Annotated in this window: 19 protein-coding genes; 10 read left to right on the top strand and 9 right to left on the bottom strand. The window is 37.0% G+C overall.

Annotated elements, in window-relative coordinates; genetic code table 11:
- The first annotated feature begins 22 nt into the window (after nt 1-22).
- The 4 genes from ESB13_RS18040 to ESB13_RS24080 are packed head-to-tail and all read left to right on the top strand — an operon-like array spanning nt 23 to nt 3,988.
- Entirely contained in the window at nt 23-427 is a 405-nt protein-coding gene (locus ESB13_RS18040; RefSeq protein WP_129005091.1) for a plasmid mobilization protein, read from the top strand.
- Nucleotides 412-1,908 carry a relaxase/mobilization nuclease domain-containing protein gene (locus tag ESB13_RS18035; protein WP_129005090.1) on the top strand — a complete coding sequence of 499 codons (1,497 nt, stop codon included), beginning with the start codon at nt 412-414 and terminating at the stop codon, nt 1,906-1,908. The genes ESB13_RS18040 and ESB13_RS18035 overlap by 16 nt, the downstream gene beginning before the upstream one ends.
- Nucleotides 1,909-1,956: 48 nt before the next feature.
- Nucleotides 1,957-2,616, top strand: coding sequence for a YWFCY domain-containing protein (locus ESB13_RS24085; RefSeq protein ID WP_246022618.1), 660 nt, complete (start codon nt 1,957-1,959; stop codon nt 2,614-2,616).
- Between the two features lie 55 nt (nt 2,617-2,671).
- Entirely contained in the window at nt 2,672-3,988 is a 1,317-nt protein-coding gene (locus ESB13_RS24080; RefSeq protein WP_246022617.1) for a type IV secretory system conjugative DNA transfer family protein, read from the top strand.
- A 403-nt stretch (nt 3,989-4,391) separates the two neighbouring features.
- Here ESB13_RS24080 and ESB13_RS18025 read toward each other — a convergent pair whose 3' ends face one another.
- On the bottom strand, nt 4,392-4,916 hold the full coding sequence (locus tag ESB13_RS18025) for a helix-turn-helix domain-containing protein (RefSeq protein WP_129005089.1): 525 nt from the start codon (nt 4,914-4,916) through the stop codon (nt 4,392-4,394).
- Nucleotides 4,917-5,355: 439 nt separating this feature from the next.
- Here ESB13_RS18025 and ESB13_RS18020 point away from each other — a divergent pair, with 439 nt between their 5' ends.
- A complete protein-coding gene (locus ESB13_RS18020; protein WP_129005088.1) occupies nt 5,356-7,044 on the top strand; it encodes a hybrid sensor histidine kinase/response regulator in 1,689 nt (562 codons plus the stop codon).
- A 130-nt stretch (nt 7,045-7,174) separates the two neighbouring features.
- On the top strand, nt 7,175-8,134 hold the full coding sequence (locus tag ESB13_RS18015) for a terpene synthase family protein (RefSeq protein ID WP_129005087.1): 960 nt from the start codon (nt 7,175-7,177) through the stop codon (nt 8,132-8,134).
- Nucleotides 8,135-8,339: 205 nt separating this feature from the next.
- Here ESB13_RS18015 and ESB13_RS18010 read toward each other — a convergent pair whose 3' ends face one another.
- From ESB13_RS18010 to ESB13_RS17990, 5 genes are all read right to left on the bottom strand, one after another.
- Nucleotides 8,340-8,690, bottom strand: a complete 351-nt coding sequence (locus ESB13_RS18010; protein ID WP_129005086.1) for a hypothetical protein — start codon at nt 8,688-8,690, stop codon at nt 8,340-8,342.
- Between the two features lie 432 nt (nt 8,691-9,122).
- Nucleotides 9,123-9,440 carry a hypothetical protein gene (locus tag ESB13_RS18005; RefSeq protein WP_129005085.1) on the bottom strand — a complete coding sequence of 106 codons (318 nt, stop codon included), beginning with the start codon at nt 9,438-9,440 and terminating at the stop codon, nt 9,123-9,125.
- A gap of 113 nt (nt 9,441-9,553) precedes the next feature.
- Entirely contained in the window at nt 9,554-10,111 is a 558-nt protein-coding gene (locus ESB13_RS18000; RefSeq protein ID WP_129005084.1) for an RNA polymerase sigma factor, read from the bottom strand.
- 102 nt (nt 10,112-10,213) lie between these two features.
- Entirely contained in the window at nt 10,214-11,338 is a 1,125-nt protein-coding gene (locus ESB13_RS17995) for a FecR family protein (RefSeq protein WP_129005083.1), read from the bottom strand.
- Nucleotides 11,339-11,386: 48 nt separating this feature from the next.
- On the bottom strand, nt 11,387-11,926 hold the full coding sequence (locus ESB13_RS17990; protein WP_129005082.1) for an RNA polymerase sigma factor: 540 nt from the start codon (nt 11,924-11,926) through the stop codon (nt 11,387-11,389).
- Between the two features lie 450 nt (nt 11,927-12,376).
- Between ESB13_RS17990 and ESB13_RS17985 the strand changes: the two genes are divergently transcribed.
- The 3 genes from ESB13_RS17985 to ESB13_RS17975 are packed head-to-tail and all read left to right on the top strand — an operon-like array spanning nt 12,377 to nt 18,538.
- A complete protein-coding gene (locus ESB13_RS17985; protein ID WP_129005081.1) occupies nt 12,377-15,661 on the top strand; it encodes a SusC/RagA family TonB-linked outer membrane protein in 3,285 nt (1,094 codons plus the stop codon).
- A 25-nt stretch (nt 15,662-15,686) separates the two neighbouring features.
- Entirely contained in the window at nt 15,687-17,138 is a 1,452-nt protein-coding gene (locus tag ESB13_RS17980; RefSeq protein WP_129005080.1) for a RagB/SusD family nutrient uptake outer membrane protein, read from the top strand.
- Between the two features lie 38 nt (nt 17,139-17,176).
- Nucleotides 17,177-18,538 carry a redoxin family protein gene (locus ESB13_RS17975; protein ID WP_129005079.1) on the top strand — a complete coding sequence of 454 codons (1,362 nt, stop codon included), beginning with the start codon at nt 17,177-17,179 and terminating at the stop codon, nt 18,536-18,538.
- Nucleotides 18,539-18,582: 44 nt separating this feature from the next.
- On the opposite strand, the gene ESB13_RS17970 is transcribed toward ESB13_RS17975, so the two are convergent.
- The 3 genes from ESB13_RS17970 to ESB13_RS17960 all read right to left on the bottom strand — a co-directional run bounded on the left by ESB13_RS17970 (nt 18,583) and on the right by ESB13_RS17960 (nt 20,806).
- A complete protein-coding gene (locus ESB13_RS17970) occupies nt 18,583-18,813 on the bottom strand; it encodes a DUF6520 family protein (protein ID WP_129005078.1) in 231 nt (76 codons plus the stop codon).
- 509 nt (nt 18,814-19,322) lie between these two features.
- Nucleotides 19,323-20,357 carry a hypothetical protein gene (locus ESB13_RS17965; protein WP_129005077.1) on the bottom strand — a complete coding sequence of 345 codons (1,035 nt, stop codon included), beginning with the start codon at nt 20,355-20,357 and terminating at the stop codon, nt 19,323-19,325.
- Nucleotides 20,354-20,806, bottom strand: coding sequence for a MauE/DoxX family redox-associated membrane protein (locus ESB13_RS17960; protein WP_129005076.1), 453 nt, complete (start codon nt 20,804-20,806; stop codon nt 20,354-20,356). The genes ESB13_RS17965 and ESB13_RS17960 overlap by 4 nt, the downstream gene beginning before the upstream one ends.
- Before the next feature lie 570 nt (nt 20,807-21,376).
- Here ESB13_RS17960 and ESB13_RS17955 point away from each other — a divergent pair.
- On the top strand, nt 21,377-21,949 hold the full coding sequence (locus ESB13_RS17955; protein ID WP_129005075.1) for a Crp/Fnr family transcriptional regulator: 573 nt from the start codon (nt 21,377-21,379) through the stop codon (nt 21,947-21,949).
- The last annotated feature ends 32 nt before the right edge of the window (nt 21,950-21,981 follow it).

Genomic DNA, 21,981 nt, shown 5'->3' with positions numbered 1-21,981 from the left:
ATTGTAATTAAATCAGTATTAGATGAAGAATAGTGTGAGAGAAAATCATGATAAGCGCACCTGCTGGTGTAATATTCGACTAACGGAAAAGGAACATGAAGCCCTTTTCGGAAAATTAAAAGATACCACATATAATAAGCTAAGTGACTATTTGCGTAGTATCATTTTTAATAAGCCGGTGAATGTCAAAGTTCGTAACCAATCACTGGATGAATTTATGAATGAACTTATTGGCTTGAGACAGGAATTGAATTACCTGGGTAACAATTTCAATCAAGTGGTAAAGAAGCTAAATAGCATACCGCCTTCTAGGGAATATTTGACTTGGTTAGGTGTATCAGAGGATTTACAACGACAACTACTTTCTAAAATAGGAATCATTCAGGTTCGCATTGACCAATTTTCTGATAAATGGTTGCAGTCGTAAACGAAGGCACAGATATACGTGGAGCTGTCGAATACAACGAGGAAAAGGTCGCTTTAGGTAATGCTAAGATGCTGTATGCACATCTATATCCTAAAGATGCTTTCGATCTTTCTTTTAAGGAAAAGCTATTTCGCCTAGAACATCTTGCAAGGTTAGCGCAGAAGGCCGATAATGTTTGCGAACATATTTCTATCGGTTTTCATCCATCAGAGAATATATCTGAGGAACTTTTACAACAGCTAGCCGTTGAGTATATGGAGAAAATTGGTTTTGGCACCCAGCCCTTTTTGCTCTATCAACATTTGGATACGGCTATACAGCACGTACATATTGTTAGTACCAAAATTAAGGATGATGGACGCGCAATCGATACATCCTTTATAGGAGTAAAGAAATCAATACCGGCAACTGAACAATTAGAGGAAAAATATGGATTGGTAAAAGCTAAAGAGCAGAAATCTAGCGAAAGTATTGCTATCAGAGCTGCTGATATTGACGCTATTAAATATGGTAAGAAGCCCACCAAAAAAGAAGTATCAAAGATTGTTCGGTCGGTTATATCTCTTTATGAGTTTGGAAACCTGTCTGAATTCAATTCCATATTACGACAGTTCAATGTAGTGGCTGATCCTGGTGAAGAGGGTAGCAGGTTGCGAAAAAATAATGGACTTATCTACCGTGCTGTTGATGATGATGGCGAGGTAGTCGGGAAACCAATTAAAGCAAGTTCAATTTATGGTAGCCCCACTTTGAAGATTCTTCAAAAGTGTTTTGAGAAAAAGCAGGGATTGGCGGAACACAAGGAGCGGCTATTTAGAATAATCGATGAAGTTCTAAATAGCGGCGTTGATGAGAAACGCTTTTTAATGGGGCTGAAGGAGAATAGAATTTACGCTCAAATCTATAAGAATAAAGACGGTATGGCCTACGGAATTAGTTTTGTTGACAATGCAACTTTAACTGTATTCAAAGGAAGCGATATAGATCGATCATATTCTGCTAATAGGATTTTTGCGCGTATTCAACCGGATGTTGATAATCCAGCTGTTGCCTGGAACAAGCAATTTGTCGATTCTGTCATATCAAGAACAGATTTCAAGAAAGGTATTAAAGGGGTACTGTTGCAATGGTTAGGCGCTGGCATGCGTATTCGTTCATCCAATAATGAAGATGCCAGTCCGATTATTTCAATGGGTCATTTAGAAATACAGCCAGATCAATATTGGAAATGCGATAAGCGAATTGTTAATTATTTGGTTGCTAATGGAATCTCCGCAAGAAGAATTAATTACATAAACACGCATTTACCTAAAATAATGCCAGAAAGGTTTGCTGGTGAAGCAATAAAAGTACTATCTGAATATGTAAATACCCAGCTAAGTAATTTAATAGATGCTGCATTTGATGTAGTTCAAGATGAAGGAATTTCATACGAATTATTAAAAGAAGCTAGAAAGAAGAAAAAGAATAAGAGGGGTTAGATTATAATAATCTACCTAGATCCAATTGTCAAATCAAAATTGTGTGATATGAGTACAGGTGAAAATGAGCAGGGCCTTCGTAGCATTATTGATTTTGTCAGAAAGGCTAGTGTCCTTTTGTTGGCATTACATTTTTATGTGTTTTGCTATTCGTTTTTTGTGAACGTCGGCTTGTCTGCTGGTATGGTTGAACGTATCTTACTAAATGTTGGAGATACCGGTATTTTTAAAGAACCAATTTACACGAAGTTATTCTCCTTATTTCTTTTGGTTCTCTCACTCTTCGGTCATAAGGGCAAAAAGGAGGAAGATTTAAAGCCTAGAAATATTTTTGCATACATAGTTACTGGGGGGGTGTTTTATTTCGGTGGTACTTTGTTTTTCTACCTACATGCCGATCTAAATGTGATAGCTGTTTGTTATATGTTTATTGTAATCCTTGGCTACTTACTGATGCTATCTGGTGGAGCAAAACTATCCAGGTTAATTAGGCTAAATTTTAGGAAAGACATTTTTAACGAACTAAATGAAACCTTTCCACAACAGGAAGAGTTGATTAATAATGAATATAGTATTAATCTTCCTGGAGAGTATAATTTGAAAGGTAAAGTACGTAAGATGTGGATTAACATTCAAAATCCTTTCCGGGCGCTGCTCATTATGGGCACGCCCGGGTCCAGGCGAAAGGAAGTAGTAGAGATCCGGTAAGACTTATTTTGTCGTCAGGCACGTAATTACACAACATTTAGCTAAGGGCTTTACGATGTTTGTGTATGATTTTAAGTTTGATGACTTGACTCGTATCGCATACAATGCGTTTCTTAAGAATAAAAGTAAGTATAAGAATAAACCCTCGTTTTATGTAATCAATTTTGATGACCTTCAAAGGACACATCGATGTAATCCTCTTGAACCATCTCAGATGATTGATATTACGGATGCAAGTGAGTCTGCTCGTAGTATCCTTTTAGCTCTCAATAAGGAGTGGATAAAAAAAAGTGGCGAATTTTTCACGGAAAGTGCCGTTATTTTTGTTACGGCTGTTATATGGTGGCTTAGAAAATATCAAGATGGTAAATACTGCACACTTGCTCATGTTATTGAACTAATTCAAGCTGATTACGATGACCTGTTTCCATTATTGGGTTCTGAGCCTGAGTGCGAGTCTTTAATTCAAAGTTTTGTTTCTGCTTACTTGAACCGGGCGCTTGAACAACTTGAAGGGCAAATAGCATCTGCACGAATTGCTTTAGCTAGGCTGAGTTCACCGACAATCTATTATGTCATTACTGGAAACGATTTCACGCTGGATATTAATAATCCAGAGTCGCCAAAAATTGTCTGTATGGGTAATAACCCGTCAAAAACGCAGACTTATGGCGCAGTATTGTCATTGTATACAAATAGGTTGCTGAAACAGGTGAATCAAAAAGATAAACTAAAATCCAGTCTGGTTTTCGATGAATATCCTACTATTTACCAGCCACTTGATTACAGTGTTTCTGTGAGTAGAAGTAATCTCGTTTCACATACAATTTGTATTCAGGATTATTCGCAGATGAAAAAGGATTACTCTAGGGAGCAGGCAGAGGTGTTAATGAATGTTTGCGGTAATATTATTAGCGGTCAGGTTTTGGGAGATACAGCAAAAATGTTAAGTGAACGAATTGGGAAGATTGTACAAGAGAGAGAAAGTGTAAGCATAAATAGGAACGACACTAGTATCAGTAGATCAACACAAATGGATTCGGCAATTCCACCTAGTCGTATTAGTGCCCTCAGTTCCGGTGAATTCGTAGGTCAGGTTGCTGACGATCCTTTAAAGATTGTGAAGCTAAAGAATTTCCATTCTCGTATTATAAACAATCACGATGCTATAAAGGCCGAAGAGAAGGCTTACAAGTCATTGCCAATAATACGACAATTAGCTATCAATGAAGTTGAGAACACCTATATTAAGATAAAAAATGACGTAGTTGAAATAATTGAAAGTGAGATTCAGAGAATTAAATCAGATCCCGATTTAGTGCATCTACTTTTCGTAAAGCCGGACCAAAATAACAGCCGAAAAGCGGCATAGGTAAAAATCTAATCTAATCTTAATTGTGTTAGTAAGTGAGTTTACGGGCGACAGTTTTATGTGTATAGCATTTTTGCTACACATTAAGGCTGTCGCCCAGTATTTGATTGTTGCTTGTATCAAAGTTCTCCTGAATTATTCCGATTAGCTCTGAAATGTCTTCTGAATTCAATTTTACAGATTTATGCCATTGCCACGTAAGTACGCGATTACCGCCATAATTATGATATACAAAGCTACCCCAATAATACTCGTCCACATAAAGATGGTAACTACCTTGAACGTTGGATAGTTCAACTATTTTCTTACTATGACCGAACGTCGCCTGCCAGGTTACACTTTTCATACAGATGGTGAGATCGTGAGTTAATAGCGTTTTGGTAAGAAGTTCCTTTGGTATCAATCATAGTATTAGTTCCTGCTTGTATCCCTTGTTGCTTGGTAATATTCCATTATAGGAGAATAATAGCGTGAGGGATATTTTCAGGGCTTCAGCAATTTTGGCTATTGTTATGAGTTCAACATTATGGCTGCCATTTACAATTTCGCTTATTTCTCCTTCACCAATTGATGTCATAATGCTCAGATCTTGTTGTGATACACCTAAATGGGACATAATTTGAAGTAACCGACGCCCGAAATTTAATTTTTCTATATCTAATGTAACAGGAGTATATGTCATTTGCTTTACGGGTAAGAAAGGTGCTTCAAACAGGAAATTAATATCTATTTGTAGGCCAGATTTTAGTTTGTAAAGTGTAGCAAACTCAACATTGTTCTTACCATTTTCTATTTCACTGATCCTTGTAGTTGCTAAATTTGTTGAAACAAATATATCTATCTGTCTCTTTTTGCTTTCTCTTCTTATTCTCTTACAATTATATGCCAGCAGCTGCTTTCCGTTGTTAAACCGATCCTCAAACCCCATGTAATCCTTTTCTCTGAAATCTGCACCTGCTTTTTAAATATTGGATTCGGTTATAACGTAACTTTTGATAAAAATAATTATATTTGAATTATTTGGATAGCGGTTTGATTTTAAAAATGTACCGAGTTAAACGGTATAATCATCAATTAACCAACGATAATTAGATCCAAATCCCTTGAATGTCTAGAATATAGTTTCTTCAAAAAATTTATTATAAATTATTGATATAGAGTTTAGTTTCTACAGTTTAGATAAGTTAGAATTGCTATCTAAACTGTGATACATGACTATTTGATAATTTGAAACTATTATTTTTCTGCTATCAAGGCAACTATGTATTATTCTCCTTTTAGCTAAGAGTGCTATTTTGGACCAAATTTAGTTTGTAAAAAGAAATATATTTAATCAATTGGCAACCCTGAGTAAACCTCTTTATTTTATGATCTACTCCCTCTGGATGAACCTAATTAATATTGGCGTAGATGCCAAAACTCCAACTGACACAGCAACTAGCATTAGGTTGGTAAACACAATGAATGCTGTTACAGCAGGTTCAGCAATTTTTTTAGCTCCCTTGCTTACCTATACAACCGGAAAGCCGATTCTTCTGCCTGGTTATATAGAAGCAAGTTTGTTTCTTATTTCTTTTTGGTTAAATCATAAGCGTAAGCATTTTTTAGCTGCCTCTTTAATGTTATTTACCCAAAACGCGGCTGCTTTGTATTTTGGTTTGCATTTTGGTCTTTTCGTTCCAATTGTTAGTTTGTGCATTGCATTGGGGCTTACATCGTTTTTTTTATTTCAGGGAACGATCAAGTGGTTACCCGGCTTTCTGCTTTCATTTCTTGTTATAAATGCCATTTACTTTTCCGAAAAAAGTAACTTAATTGTTCCTTGGAAGTTCCAGGTCAATGAGGAAAACAGTATTGTTTATTTAGCTAATGTGGTAATATACTTGCTAAGTGCTATTGTAGTGGGATTTTATACGAAGCAAATTCGCGCTGCTAATCGGTATAAGACCAAATATCTTACGAAGACCAATCATGAAATCAATCGTCATGTGTTTGCTTTGCAGGATATAGTGAATGGGCTGCCGATTAATAAGGACTCTGGTAAAATTGTAATATCAGACTCAGATATAAGACTACTAAAAAAGTATATTCAGAGTATAGGGAATGTTGTGCAGGGTGGTTTGCAGCTTGTTAAAATTGAAAGCGGTCACTATGAAAGAGCTAATTACGAGCATTTGGAGTTGGATTCCTTGCTTATTGACATAAAAGATGAAGCTGAGGCATTTTTAACCATGAGAAACCTTCGTCTAACATTTAATGTTGATCCAGCTGTTCCAAAGGTAATTTATACTGACAGAAATAAACTAGGTTTTATCTTGTCCAATTTAATTTCAAATGCTATAAAATTCAGCAATAAAAACAGTGGCATAATAGTTAATATATCAATGTCTCAAGATTCTATTATTTATCAAGTGTTGGATTTCGGTAAGGGAATGAGTCGGTTGAAGTTGAGTGAAATATTCCATAGGTTATTTGTAACCGAAGACAATCTTCTTGTACAAGGGAACGGTATTGCCCTGCCGATGATAAGAGAGTTCGTTGACTTGCTAAAGGGCCGGATAACGGTAGATAGTGACTTGGGAAAAGGTACATGCTTTACGGTATATTTACCTAACAAGGAAGAGGATGAGACCGTGGAACAAGGTGATATTAAATGGGACGGTTCAATATTGAAGGGGCGCAAAGTGATTGCCGTGGATGATGATATAATGGGGCGTGAGTTTATGAGGAAAATCTTATTGCAAATGGGAGGCGAGGTCTTTTTGTGTAAAGATACCTTAGAAGCAATGGAGGCATTCAGATCGGTGAAAGCAGACTTAATCATGATGGACATTCGTTTAGAAAGAAATGTTGATGGCCTTGATTTTATAAAAGAAAACTATTCCTTAATCAGTGGTATCCCAGTAATAATGCATTCTTCCGAAGACAGTGATATACTCCAAGCCCAAATAGAAAAGGCTGGATTTATATATTTGAAAAAGTCATTGTCAGCTGATGATTTGCATAATACTCAAAGAGTTATTCGCAATTTGATGAGGTTGCCATTAAACCTATAACTGTTAATTTCTATTTTGAAATCCTCCTAACATAATTTTATGGGGAAGGCAATATAATGCCTCCAGTATTGAAAGTGCGTGCATATGTAAGGCCGGCGCTGTAAATTTTCGCAGAACCAAAACCTAACATATGTTTGACATCGCCCTTTTTCCCCCACCAAGCTATCCATTTGAGCCAATGATGAGCAATTGGTGTGATCAAGTAATCGAGGACACCTCGAATTGGCTCCAAAATGATTATGGTTTTTTACCCCCGAAAATGCAGGAAAAGTATCAACGGAGCAATTTTGGGAAAATTTCTGCAAGGTGTTTGCCTAAAATGAACAGTTACAGGCATTTGCAAGTTGCGGCCAAATTCATGCTCTGGGGTACTATCTTTGATGACTACTACGAATTCGCGAAAATTGACGAATTGAAATGCCTTCTGTTAAAAGTCAAAGGCATACTGGATGGCAATTCTGAATTAGCACTAGACAACCCTCTTTTGTGTATTCTATGTAATATTCAAAGAGATCTTAAAGAATTGATGTCCGATAGTTGGATAAATATTTTCACTTCCAATGTTTGCGTTTGGATTGAAAGCATGCAAGAAGAAACTTTTTTTAAAAGTTTTGATAATTTCCCTTCAATTGATTATTTCTATGATCTTCGAACAAGAACTATCGGGGTACAGAGTTACCTGGATTTAATTGTGATGCAATTACCTACAGAGTTGCCTATCGAGGTAATGAATAGTCCTTATTTTAGGGAGTTATATCATTTGTCTGCGAGAATTTTCAGTTGGTGTAATGATTTTTTTTCGCTACCCAAAGATTTCAATCGCGAACCCCTGAATATAGTGTACGTCCTTCAAAACGAGTATAAGCTCGATATTGCCAGTGCCTACAGGATGGCAATGAAAATACATGATGATGATGTAAGGAAATTTTGTGAGCTGGCAGATGCAAAACCAGATTTCGGGAAATGGCAGCAATCGGTCAGTTTTTTTGTTAGGCTTTTAAAGACTATGTTTCGTGGTCAAAACGATTGGTATCTATATGATACACTTCGCTATAGAATGGATATTAGTCAAAATTTAGATTTGAAGTAACTTTTGAGAGTTGAATGGTTTAGAGTCAAGGCCAAGTGTCTCGGCTCTAAACCACTATTCGCTAAAGTTTTTCTTCTAATTTTGCTTTTCTATAAGATTAGCAATGAAACAATAAACGAGCTTGAATATAGCCCTAGATGATTGAACTATATTGCCCACCTTCTAGTACATGACACGTCTATATATTCAGGTCTTATAATATCTTTTAGTTTGTTTTATCCTCTATAAATTTAGTTTTTATCGAGGTTAGTTTACTTAACGTTTCTTGCGTTATTTTTATGTAAACATCCAGAATTCCTATTGTTTCGAGATAGCTTAGACCGTCTCTTGAGTGTTCTTTGTGGCTCCTAGGTGGGAATGTGACAGCGCGAAGTCTTCTATAAAAGGTTGGAATACTCCATCCGCATATTCTGGTTACTTCATCACGTGCAGCTCCGGGAACGCCATTTATGGTATAAAATGTTTCACTGAAAGGATGTATTTCAGTTGCTTTATTAGGGCTTGCGCTTTTATTACGCTTATCCGTTTTTGATCCGGTCCTTTTCTTTCTATTCATAATTTAACTTTTATTAATTATTACTTTATGATACACTGGTAAATAGTGCTTTTTATATCCCAATAACGAAGTGTGAAAAGATTCGACTTCAATACACACTGTCATGGCCATTTTGGGGGAAATAAATAAAGTTGTAGTCTGATAAATTAAGTTCATCCAAGATCTTAATAATCAGGTACGATGAATCATAGCATGCTGTTGTTTTACATGCTCCTTACTCATTTTTGATCTTGGGTGAACCACTTATTTTTCAACCTGTTTGGCAAGCGGAAATAAATGAGTCAGCGGGTTTTGCTTCCCGACATGAGTTATAAATTACCGTTAATAAATTGAATAGGCATTTACACAGAGGAGTAATAATTGCCTCTATATAACAAACGACTGGGGAGCGCGATTTTCTACCGCGAGATATATATTTATTACCTTTATGTGTTATGTCAATAAAAAGAAAGAAATAGCGACGATGCTTAGGGTGAGGATAGCTATTATTAAGATGAGAATAATTTTGTTTAGACGTTTTCTTCGTTGACCTCGTCTGATAATCTCGTTTATCTCATTGGATTTAGGCCGATTAGCAACTTCTGAAACTATAGCAGGAGGGAAATACCATTTCTCAAAATTCTCGTAAATGTCATGCCATTTCTGGTTTTCAGCTACTAGCCGGGCGAGCATAGCTTCTTCCTCTTCGGTTGCCTCGAAGCGGAATTTCTTGTTAACTAAAGCTATAAATTCCTGTTCGCTAATGCTCATATGAAAGTGTAAGAAATAGTTCAATGCCGAAGGGCTTCTTAGGAAGGAAGTTTAGTCGGCTGATTTTGCTTTCCAATTTTAATTGGGAAGATCCTTTTGCCAAAATAGTAATTTCATCTTGTTCTTTTGATGGCATTTTGCTGGTCAATTTCATTTGATAGCATCTTCTGAACTTTGATAACCAGATTTTTGATTTGTTTCCAGCTCGTTTTATATTTCAGATTTACAGCATTTGCAATTTCCTCCTGGGTGGCTCCAATGGTTAATAGAGCAATAAAACGTACTTGGTTATCGGGAAGTCTTTTAATAATGTTGGATAGATCCACTTTGCGCTCGATTTTTTCGGCTTCAGTAAGGGTATAGCTATAGGATTGGGTTTTGTTATGTTCGTTGATGACTGCTGCATGTTTTTTATCGTCTTTTAGTTTGTTAATAGCAATTTTGAAGATCAAAGTTCTTAAGTCTGGATACTTGCTGTAATCATCTATCATCCAAAATCTCGTAAAGGCTTCCTGTGCAATATCCTCTGCCTCTGCTCGATCACCGAGCTGAGTAGTAAGCCAAGCCACTAAGTGCGGAACCATTTGCTCATAAAAATTGGAGAACGCTTGGTGCTTTGTGGACTTGTTGTTTAGTTGTTGTTTAATGTTTTCCTCAATAATAGGTAACATGCAGCCTAGGTTATTACGGTTGTTTGGCCGAATGTAAGCTATTTTTTTATTTTTTCTCTACTAAGCCGAACGCTACGTCACGTATACAAGAATGGTTAGATTCTACTTTCTCAGATAGATCTTGTTATTATCTATCGAGTAGTTTACCTCATTTGTTTCCTTTAAAGTGTTTAGAAATTCGGAAATAGGTTGATTCCGATCCATAACGCCATAGAACTCTTTCTTTCTTATATCTGGCGCGACATTTACCTCTACTCCGTACCAACGGCTAACTATTTTACTTACTTCCTCTAAAGAGGTATATTCAAAATAGTATTTCCCTTTTAGCCAACTCAACACTTCCTGTTCATCGAATTTTTCGGTACGCATAAATTTGCCAGGAACATGGATCGTTTCAGTGCCCGGTGTTAATACCAAGCTGTCTTTTTCCGTGACAGTCTTGATCCTTCCTGTAACCAATGAAATTCTTTCCGCTTGGTTATAGGTGTTCACATTAAATGAAGTACCAAGAACCTGTACCGACGAATTTGGCAGATGAACAATGAAAGGCTTGTCCATTTTTTGCGCTACTTCTATATATGCTTCTCCGCTAACCGTGATTTCCCTTTTCGTGCCAGTAAATGATAGTGGAAACGATAGTTGCGTAAGCGAGTTCAGTTTTAGTCGAGTCCCATCCGAAAGGATGATATTATAGCTTTTTCCAGCCGGTACTGTTAATGTACTGAAGCCGGGATTAATATCTGTATTATTTATTGTATATGTCAAGGTGTTTCCTTGGTTTTTTAGTACCAGTTCGCTTTTAGTAAGCGTATCGACGTTATCAAGGTTGATGATCTCACCATTGGAAAGCGCCAGCTGTATACTATTAGAATCTACCTTGTGTCCAATTTGAGATGTTTCTTTTCTTTGATTTAGCACAATAGCTACAGATATTACACAAATCAAGGCGGCAGCAGCGGATGACAAGAAAATTAAACGACGAATTGGCCGTCTGGTGCCTTTCGGTGTTTCTCCAGTAATGTCGGATAGAGAAATATTGTTACTTAATTGCGCTCTTCCATTAACTGCTCCTTCACTATTGTAAACATTCTCGTAATATCTATATAATTCCCGCGCGTGTTCACTCTCCATTAGCAGCCTTTTCAGTACTGCTTTTTCTTCTTCCGATATAATACCGGTAAGGTCAGCTACAATGAGGGATTCTATCTCAAAATCTTCAGTGTTCATATGCTATTCTGTTATATAGACAACACAAAACGGGAATCATACCTTTTTTCAGGAAATTTTGTTCAGGAAATTTTTAACCAGCTTGCGTCCTTTCGAAACGTAAGAGCGGGAAACCTCTATGGGAATGTTCATTTTGGACGCAATTTCCTCATGTGAGTTCCCTTCATAACTCAGCTGGAACGCTTCTTTCGCTAGTCCACCCTTGATTTTTCCAAGCGCCATTTGGACGTTGTTATGAACTTCTTTCAGGCTCATGGGTAGATCAGGAGGCTGTACCTGGCTTTGCGTATCGGCGCATTTTTCAATAGTAGATTGATACCGATAGTTGGTTTTAATGAGATTGAGGCTGCAATTAACAGCGGCAGTAAGCAGATAGTTTCTAAAGTTGTTAATTTCTGGAAGGCTTTCTCTGTTTTCCCAAAGTTTCTTAAACACCAATTGAACGACCTCCTGAGCGTCGTTTTGGTCGTGTAATTTGGCATATGCCATTGTATGAATGGAATTACTGAAGCGTTGAAATGCCCAGTTGAATGCCTTATGGCTTCCATTCCTTAAATCTTGTATAACGTCCTCATCGCGACTATACATATTATTACTACGTATTAGTAAAAGCTGTTTTCAAATATAATGGTACATAGGTAGTAACGAAAACATAATCTCTGTAGCCCCTTCGTTTCCGGAATATTTGTCTAAGACCAATCGTAAAATTAGAAATATTTCTCAAAAGGTTACCTTAAATATCGATTTGCAATTTCTAAGGATCAAGTTGCTTTTCACTATCGAAAATAAACTTGCTTTTTATTGCTTCACTAGGGCAGATCTATAATATGTACGCGTGTACGAGTGATTGAGATTTGTGTAATACTGTTTTAATTATATTTATTAATATCTGATAATTAGTTAATTGCATTTTTTCTCAAAAAAACTTGTCCTTTTTAGCTATGTTTTTCTTTTTGCGTTGTCTAATCTATACGCACAATCATTTCGACCAAAATCAGTAGGGCCAATCATTATTCAACCAAACGCAACTGCACACTTATGGTGACAAACAAAAGGTATGATTACCTCTTCTTAAGGAGGTGGTTTATAATTATTATTCTACAGGTGGCTTTTTTCAAAACCTATTCACAAGAAATGGAGCCAGGTAGTAAAAGGGTTACAATACATGCCAAGCAGGAAACGCTTGCCTCTATTTTCAAAAAGATTACCCGGCAGACAGGTTTAGACTTTGCAGGGTCAGAAGATCATTTAGATAGACAACAAAAAGTCACATTGAATGCTGATAATATTACTGTAGAGCAGATCCTATCGACATTATTGGCAGGGAAAGGTGTTATATGGTCAATAAAAGATGGAAGAATTACAATAAAGAAAGATGTGTCAGCCAGGGAGGGAGATGTAAATATGGGGGTTAAAAACTCCCTTTCCGCTGATGCTTTAAAGCCTGTGACTGGTATTGTTTTAAACGAGAAGGGGGAAGCCCTGGCTGGCGCTACCATTGTAGTGAAAGGTACAAACGGCGGTACTACCACTAATTCAGAGGGCAGATTCATTTTGCAACGAGTGGCTGATGGCGCTGTTTTGTTGATTACCTACACTTCCTATGAAAAGGTAGAGGTTATCGCTAACTCAAATAAGCCGCTGCAAGTCAATTTGAAACCTGTGGTGAATTCGTTGGATGAAACCATAGTGATCGCCTACGGAACTACCACAAAACGTGTAAGCACCGGAACTGTAAGTAAGGTGACAGCCGCCGAGATCTCCATGCAACCTGTCTCCAATCCATTAGCCGCGTTAGCTGGGAGAGTTTCAGGCATGACGGTTACTCAGACAAGCGGAAATCCCGGAGCGGCCATTAATATACAGATTAGGGGAATGAATAGTATTTCGCAAGGTAATTCTCCATTGTTTATCATCGACGGAATACAATTCACTAATGATTACTTGGGACCTAATACCGCTAATCTTACCGGAGCTAACAGGGGACAAAGTCCTTTTGCCAGTATTAATCCCGCAGATATAGAATCTATTGAAGTGCTGAAAGATGCCGATGCAACAGCTATATACGGAAGTCGTGGTGCCAATGGTGTGGTTCTTATTACAACCAAGAAAGGCAGACCAGGAAAAACTAAGGTTGATGCTAATGTATATTCTGGTATCGGTAAAGTAACGAGGAAAATGACATTTTTGAACACACAAGAATATATTGCTATGCGGAAGGAAGCGTTTAAAAATGATGGAAGGACAATGACAAATACAAATGCACCTGATGTACTATTGTGGGATAACAGTCGATATATAGACTGGCAGAAATTACTGATTGGAGGTACAGCCAATTATCTAAATGCTAATATTTCATTATCTGGAGGTAATGCACAAACTCAATTTCTGCTGGCGGCCAATTATAATAAGGAAACAACCGTCTATCCAGGAACGTCAAGTGATAAACGAGCAGGTCTTCATATTAATTTAAATCATACGTCGGCTGACAATAAATTTTCGGTGAATGCAAACGTATCATACACCAACGATAATAATATGTTACCACAATTTGATTTAACCAATGCTATCAACTTATCACCTAATAGTCCTTTTCCCTACGATAGCTTGGGAAATTTGAATTGGTCTGAAAAGGGAGCTAGCTTTTTAAACCCATTAAGTAACATACTTACAACTACTAAAAATATAACAGACAATCTTATCACGGGGTTGAAACTAAAATATAAAGTAATTCCAGGGTTAGATATTCTTGTTACTGGCGGATTAAATTTCATTCAATTAAACCAAACGTTTTTATATCCTAAGGCAGCACAAAATCCAGCCTATTCTCCTATTATATCAGCATCTTTCGGTAATACAACAACAAGAAATTGGATAATAGAACCGCAATTAAACTACACTAAATCTATCGGCAGTGGAAAAATTGACGTTTTGCTTGGAAGCACATTCCAGAAGAATAAAAGTAATATAGGAAACACTGATGCTTCTGGATTTCCCAATGACGGATTAATTACCGCACCCGCATTTGCGACCTCAATAACTAGTACTAACTCAATAGTTGACTACCGTTATGAGGCGATATTTGGAAGAATTAACTATAATCTTAGCGGAAAATATTTGCTAAATTTTACAGGTAGGAGAGACGGTAGCAGCCGTTTCGGGCCTGGGAAGCAATGGGCTAACTTCGGATCGATTGGAATTGGATGGGTTTTTTCTGAAGAAGATTTTATAAAGCGTTCCTTTAAGTTTTTATCTTTCGGAAAGTTTCGTTCTAGCTATGGTATAACTGGAAATGATCAAATAGGTGACTACCAATTTAGAGACAATTACAGTAACGCCCCTTATCCTTACCAAGATCAAACAGGGTATATTCCTTCCCGTTTGTTTAACTCAAATTACGCATGGGAGAAGAATAAAAAGACGGAAGTTGCAATGGAGTTAGGATTTCTCCATGATAGAATATTACTGGCAACAAACTACTTTCAAAACCGTATCGGTAATCAGTTAATAAATTACAAAATACCATCTCAATCCGGGTTTGAAAATGTTTTAAGAAACTTTGACGCAGTTATTGAGAATAAGGGTTGGGAATTTGAAATTTTGTCAAAGAATATTTTACAAAAAAACTTAAGTTGGATCACCAGTTTTAATTTGTCAATCATACGAAATAGGTTAAAGTCTTTTCCTGGTTTAGAATCATCTAGTTACGCTAATACACTTGTTATTGGCGAACCGATAGGTATAATAAAAACTATTGAAGTTGTTGGTGTCAATAAAGAATCCGGCGAATATGAATTTAATGGTTCAAGTATTCCTAAAGATCAAATATTTGTAAATGACCTATCCCCAAAATATTTTGGCGGTCTTTTGAATGATATTACATATAAGGGGCTGACACTTAGTTTTTTGTTTCAGTTTATGATTAAGGACGGTTACAATTACAATGCTTCTATTTACTCTCCGCCTGGGGTTGCAAGTAATATTCCGGCCTACCTTGAAGGACGTTGGCAAAAAAAAGGTGACCAGACAACTATACAACGATATGCCACAAGAGGGAGTGCATACACTGCATATCAAAATTTCGTGTTTTATTCCAATGGCATCTTCTCCAATGCTTCTTATGTAAGGCTGAAAAACTTATCGCTTTCTTACAGTTTACCTAAAAAAATACTAAAAAATTTGGCTGCAAGAATATATGTACAGGGACAAAATTTGATAACATTTACTAATTATAAAGGCTTAGATCCAGAGACTTCAAATTTTTCATCTGCTTCATTGCCACCGCTTAAAGTTTATACTGCTGGTATTCAAATTACTCTGTAATCTTTTACTATAATAAACCTTGTCTATGTTCCTTTATATTTTTAAGTGTAATTATAAATGCACTATATATGGAAAACTTAAAATTTTTGCTGCAATTATTTCCGTTGGTTTTATAGTGTCATGTACTAAGTTTCTCGAAGTTGATGCTCCTAACGATAAATTGGAATCTAGCAACGCATTTCAAGATAGTGTAAGTGCTTCTTCAACCTTGACGGGAATTTATAGCAAGTTGATGGAAGGAAATAATGGATTTATGGGCTATAAGTCGGTTCTGCCAGCATTGGAGGCTGACGAATTAATTTATACGGGATCAAATAATACTTTATTAGAATATCTAAATAATAATATCCAGGTGAACAATTCTATGGTAAGTGCTATTTGGACCGAGATGTACGGAAACATATATAGATGTAACTCTACCATTGAAGGTGTTACTAAATCAAATGGCATTAGCCCATCAGCCAAAACGAAGTTAAAAGCTGAGGCTCTTTTTATTAGGGCATTCTGTTATTTCTATTTGGTAAACAATTTCGGTCCGGTTCCACTAATATTAGAAACAACCTATCCAAATTCAGCGCAAGCTAGCAGGAGTGACGTTCAGGAAGTTTACAAACAAATCATTTCTGATTTAGTTACTGCAAAAGCTGGTTTGCCAGATGTTTATCCCACTTTAGATAGGGCACGTCCTAATAAGTGGGCTGCCACCGCACTTCTATCTCGATCCTACCTATATACGAAGGACTATTCCTCAGCCGAATCAGAGGCGTCAAGTATAATTCAAAGGACTGATCTTTATAATATCAATCCAGATTTAAACTTGGTTTTTAAAAAAGAAAGCTCAGAAACAATCTGGCAGCTTGCACCGGTTACATCTATCTTCAACAGTTTTGACGGTGCTCTTTTTATCGGCTCGTCAGGAAATATCCCACCATATGTATTGACACCAGAATTGTATAATGCATTTTCGTCCGGTGACAAACGAAAATCTTTCTGGATCGCAAGTCAGGTAATTGGCGCCAATACTTATTATTATCCTAACAAGTATAAAGTAAAGTCGGGGAGTGCTGGGAGTATTATCGAATATGAGATTGTCTTTCGTTTATCTGAACAATATTTGATAAGGGCAGAAGCCAGAGCGATGCAAAATAAGCTGATCGGTGCAAATAGCGCTTCCAGCGATATAAATGCAGTTAGATTTAGAGCTGGCCTAAATGATATAACAGCTACTACCCAAGAAGCAATTCTTTTAGTCCTTGAAGCCGAAAAGCGGTGTGAATATTTTGCAGAATGGGGTCATCGTTGGCTGGATATTAAGAGATGGCCCAGTATTGCTAATGCTGGAAGTAGCAGAGCTGACGATATTTTAGCCCCGGTTAAAGGATCGAATTGGCAAGCAACCGACGTACTTTATCCGATACCGGCTGATCAAATTCGTTTAAATGGGAATTTGACTCAGAACGACGGTTACACTAAATAGTAAAATTATTAAGGTTAGTTCATTAAAATGTGGATGTTATGCGTATAATATTTTTTGTAATTGGCGTACTGCTATTTTGCTTATCAATCGTTGGTGTGTCGAATGCCAGACCAACAGACGTGAAATCGCCGTTGAAAATCGGTGCTAAGGTACCTGACATTAATTTTATTAATGTTGTCAACTCTGATCGCAAGCAAGTCAAACTTTCCGATTTTAAAGGAAAAGCTATTATTTTAGATTTTTGGGCTACTTGGTGTGGTACCTGTGTTGGGAAAATTCCTGCTCTTAATAAATACCAAAAAGAGTTTGGGAGTGACTTGCAGATATTTTTAATTGCCAACGACGACGAATCTAAAGTCAGGACTTTTTATGACAGACGGCCTGGACTAGTGCTACCTAGTGAAATTATTTCTTCTATTAGTGCGGGCAGCTATTTACAAAGCCTCTTTCCGCATTTAGTAATTCCACATTATATATGGATTGATCGGGAAGGTTACCTTGTTGCAGTGACTGGCGCTGAGGATGTTACAGAAGAGAATATTAAGTCGTTTATTGCTGGCAATTTAAAACGCCTTGAAATTAAAACTGATTCGATTCAACTTAATTCGAAAAGTGGAATGGTTATAGATAGTATTCACGGTACACGTGCCAAACGAATTTCTATTAACCCGCTTATCAAGGTTCAATCTATGGTTACCCAATTTGATTGGCGTGTGACTCCCGGATTGGGAAGAAGTAACCAAACGGATAATATCCGATTCGTTGATCTCTGCAATATGCCAATTTCAGCACTTTACTGGTATGCTTTTTTTGGTTTAGATAACTATAATCGGCTCTCCGGTATGTTGATTGAGACTAAGGATTCAATCTCGATTAGTAGTCCCGGCAGTGAATTGAGGAAAAACGAGTCGCAATATAATTTATGGCAGCGTTCGAATTTTTACTCATATCGCTTAATAACCCCCAAATCTTTAGACAGTAGTGCCTTTATGGAAAGGATGCAAAATGAGATAGTGTCAGCGTTTGGTTATCAAGCCAAATTCGAATACAGAGAGGAACCCTGCTATGTACTTAGACTTAATAGTAGATCGGAACACTTATTAAGCAATGGTAAAGTTCCTAACATAGATGCTTCTTCATCGTATATGCAATTAGAAAATATGCCAATCTCAGCTTTAGTAGATGCTATTAGCAACCATACAGGTTTATTGGTTAGTAGCTCTCTAAGGAGACCTCGGCTGAATATCTATGACGAAACAGGATTAAAACAGAATATTGATATTACTCTTCAAGGTGATTTAAGAAATGAAGAGGTGCTTAAGACTGTGCTTTACAAAGAGGGTATAGATCTTGTAAAAATAGTCAAGCGCCAGAAATTCCTTGTAGTGAAAGACAAATAATATGAGAAAAATGACAGCTTATGCTGTCATTTTTCTGTGTGATACTAGTTTTCGTTCTTGAAGATTGTCTGATCTGGTAATGTTGCTCCTTGTGCAAAGTGGTATGCGCAATCAATGGTACCACCTGGGCACATTGCGCGAGCCTGTGCCTCGGTTAATCTAGTTCCGGTGCCAGTTGGGTTTAAGTACCATCCTTCATTAACAAAACGAGAGCCTGCAAATGCAGCGCCAAATGCGAATACTGCTACTACGGCAGTTAAAAATTGTTTTTTCATAATACGCTAGATCTTTTAAATTTAAAAGATCCGAAAACTTAAAAACGGTTAACACGATATGCCTACTCTTTTATTCAGGTTTTCGGCTACCCCTGATATGCGCATATTCTTTTATCTATACAAATTCTTTAGATAGGTCAGTAATATATAATATTAGTTCGCTGTATCGTCACTCATCTCTAAAAAGAACTATATCAGGCGTGGTTGCTCCTTCAGCGAAGTGGTATGCACATGGGATAGTGCCTCCTGGGCACATTACGCGAGCCTGTGCCTCGGTTAATCTAGTTCCGATGCCAGCTGGGTGTAAGTACCATCCTTCATTAACAAAACGAGAGCCTGCAAATGCAGCGCCAACTGCGAATACTGCAACTACGGCAGTTAAAAATTGTTTTTTCATAGTGCTGTTATCCTTTTAAATTTGAAGAATTATTATTTTTTGAATGGTTAACTAATTCCTAAGCTAGCTTATGTCGATTTTCGTTAGGTATAAAATTTGCCCAGTTTAAATGTTATTTTAAATCGTATATCTCCAGGGTGGAACTTTTAAGTACCAATATTCGATTGTCATTTATAACCCAACTTCGCAATTTCTCTTTAACCCCTTTTGCGGCTATAGAACCTATATACTCCATGTTTTTTAATGAATAGACATCCAGTACTAGATCTTTTGAGAATGAATTACGGTCGTCCGAATCTGATCTAACTCCCGATTGTACATAAAGAAAATCTGCATTTATAGCGGCACCAATATTTATATATTGGATTGGAGCACCATTAGTTACAACATTTCCACTTTTAAGCTGGTATTGAGAAGCTGTATATCTATTGGTAAAAAACGTATCAATAGTTTTACCAACTTTTTTGATAGTCATATCTTCATTCAGAACTGTTACCCTATTTGAATTTCGTCCAATGTACATCGTTGACTTGTCTACATTATTATAAAGTAAGATTCCCTCGGTTGATAAGCCACCATCGCCATTATCGTCTGTAATCCTTGGAGCGGTTGTAAGCATCTCCCCCAATGAATTAAGTTTGTATAATGCTTGATCCCTAACTCCTGGTATAAACTTTCTCACAATCATTCCCGAATCAGTTAAAACCAATTTAGTAAAAGGTTCCTTCAGTTTAACGATACTTGATACGTCGCCTTTCAGGTTACCTTTGATTATCAAAGCTGGTGTAGAATTGTAGAGCCAAAAGGTACTATCCCTTACGATTAGCTGGTTCGATGCATCTAATTGATTTATCAAGTTTGGAGTTGATAAGAATTTTATTGATTCTTGATTTCCATTTGATAAATCTAGCCGGACAGCAACGCCCTTCTCCTTACTTGAAAAATAGATGAATCCGTGTTCCACACCAGCGATATTTTTTATTGTCGGTAGTATAGCGAATGAATTTGTCTTCGTTATCATATCGTACAACCAGGTACGTCGAAACCCATTCCCTGATTTGTTAATATCGGGGGCCGCCGCAGCCAACAGGCAGATAACTCCTACTGGAAGTAGCAAACATATTATTAATGGTATCCATTTTTTCATATCCCCATTTTGACATTGGTTAATCGATGTTGTTGGTAAGATCCTGCTTTGATCTCAACAACTGAACCTACAACCGCAATAACCAGAAAGGCTATATTAAACCATAGATGTGTATTCCAATCTAGTGCGGATAAAACACCGCCGCAACTGCAAGGCAAGTAGTAGCTAAAGTGAAGCATTGCATATACATAAGAAGTGAACATACTCATAAGCAATACCGATGCGTGAAAGGCGTACACCCGTAGTTGTTTTACATACAATGCAATAGATATAATTATTTCCGTGACAGGTACTAACCATGCAACAATGCCTGACCATCCGAATATAAACGGCGACTTAGCCATTTGTTCGCGTGTCATGTCATAATCGAATAATTTGGAGAAGCCGGTATATATAAAAAGCAGTATTAATAACATTGCGCATCCATCCGAAATTCTATAGTTTTTCATGGTAAGTGAATATCCTAGTAGTAAATAATTGGCCTAATCAGCCTTGGGAACAAACAAGTAGCTTATAAATAGATCTTTATTATGTAAACGTGGTATGGAGCTACTCTTTGTTGCAGCATGCATTTACCTGGGGTGCCAGGGGTAACAATGTTCTTGCATAAGGCTGTTTCCGTAGTAAAGGTAGGAAGGACAGAATAGCAATAGTTAGGAGATCGGGAATATGTTTGTGCTTACTTCATTTTGACCGACTCATTTAATTGATCACAAAAGTCGGCTTATTAACCATATAATATTCCGGTTTGATTAACTATCCATACATGAGTGGGGCCGATTTGAAAAATGATAAAAATCATTAATTTATCCAATATGAATTAGTGTTTGGCAACCGGGAAAATCGTTAAATTTAGGTTCAAACCTTAAATGATGCAATGATCCATGACAAACCCACTCAATTCGCTGGATCGTAACTAACCCGGCTATGAAACCTATATGCAAGGTGACAGGTTTGAGCCAGGATTAGATTTGAAATCTTGAATATCCTTGAACAAACACCGAACTAACCCAAGTATTATGGAAACCTTATTTGCGCTTCTTAACAGCATACAGCCTCTTTCAGCAGACTTGCAGGAGTACCTGATAGAAATTCTTAAAACCAAAAGTATTAAGAAGAAAGATTATGTTTTGAAAGCTGGACATATTAGCCGTGAAATATATTTTATTGAAGAAGGATTGTTTAAATGCTTCTATCTGGTCGATGACCGCCCCGTGTCCTCCTGGTTTATGAAAGAACGGGATTTAATCATCTCGGTTAAGAGTTTTTTCGGTCAGGTCGCGAGCTATGAAAGTATTCAGGCTTTGGAAAATAGTGTAGTTCATTATATTTCCTTTGACGACTTGCAGCATATATATCGCCGGTTTCCAGAGTTTAACTTTCATGGCCGCATTCTTACACAAAACTACTATATCCTTTGTGATTCCCGCTTATATGCAATGCGTACTAAAAGCGCATTACAACGTTATCAATTCATACTTCAAAATGAGAAAGATCTAATCGACCGCGTTCCGGCCAAAGATTTGGCGAGTTATTTAGGTATTTCAGAATACACATTTAGTAGAATAAAAAAGTATGGAGTTGCTAAATAGCAATTTTTCCAATTTACTTCCTTCTTTATTTT

It is taken from the genome of Filimonas effusa, assembly GCF_004118675.1.
GTDB lineage: Bacteria > Bacteroidota > Bacteroidia > Chitinophagales > Chitinophagaceae > Filimonas > Filimonas effusa.
The sequence above is the reverse complement of the archived record's forward strand: the minus strand, read 5'-3'. Positions and strand labels throughout refer to the sequence as shown.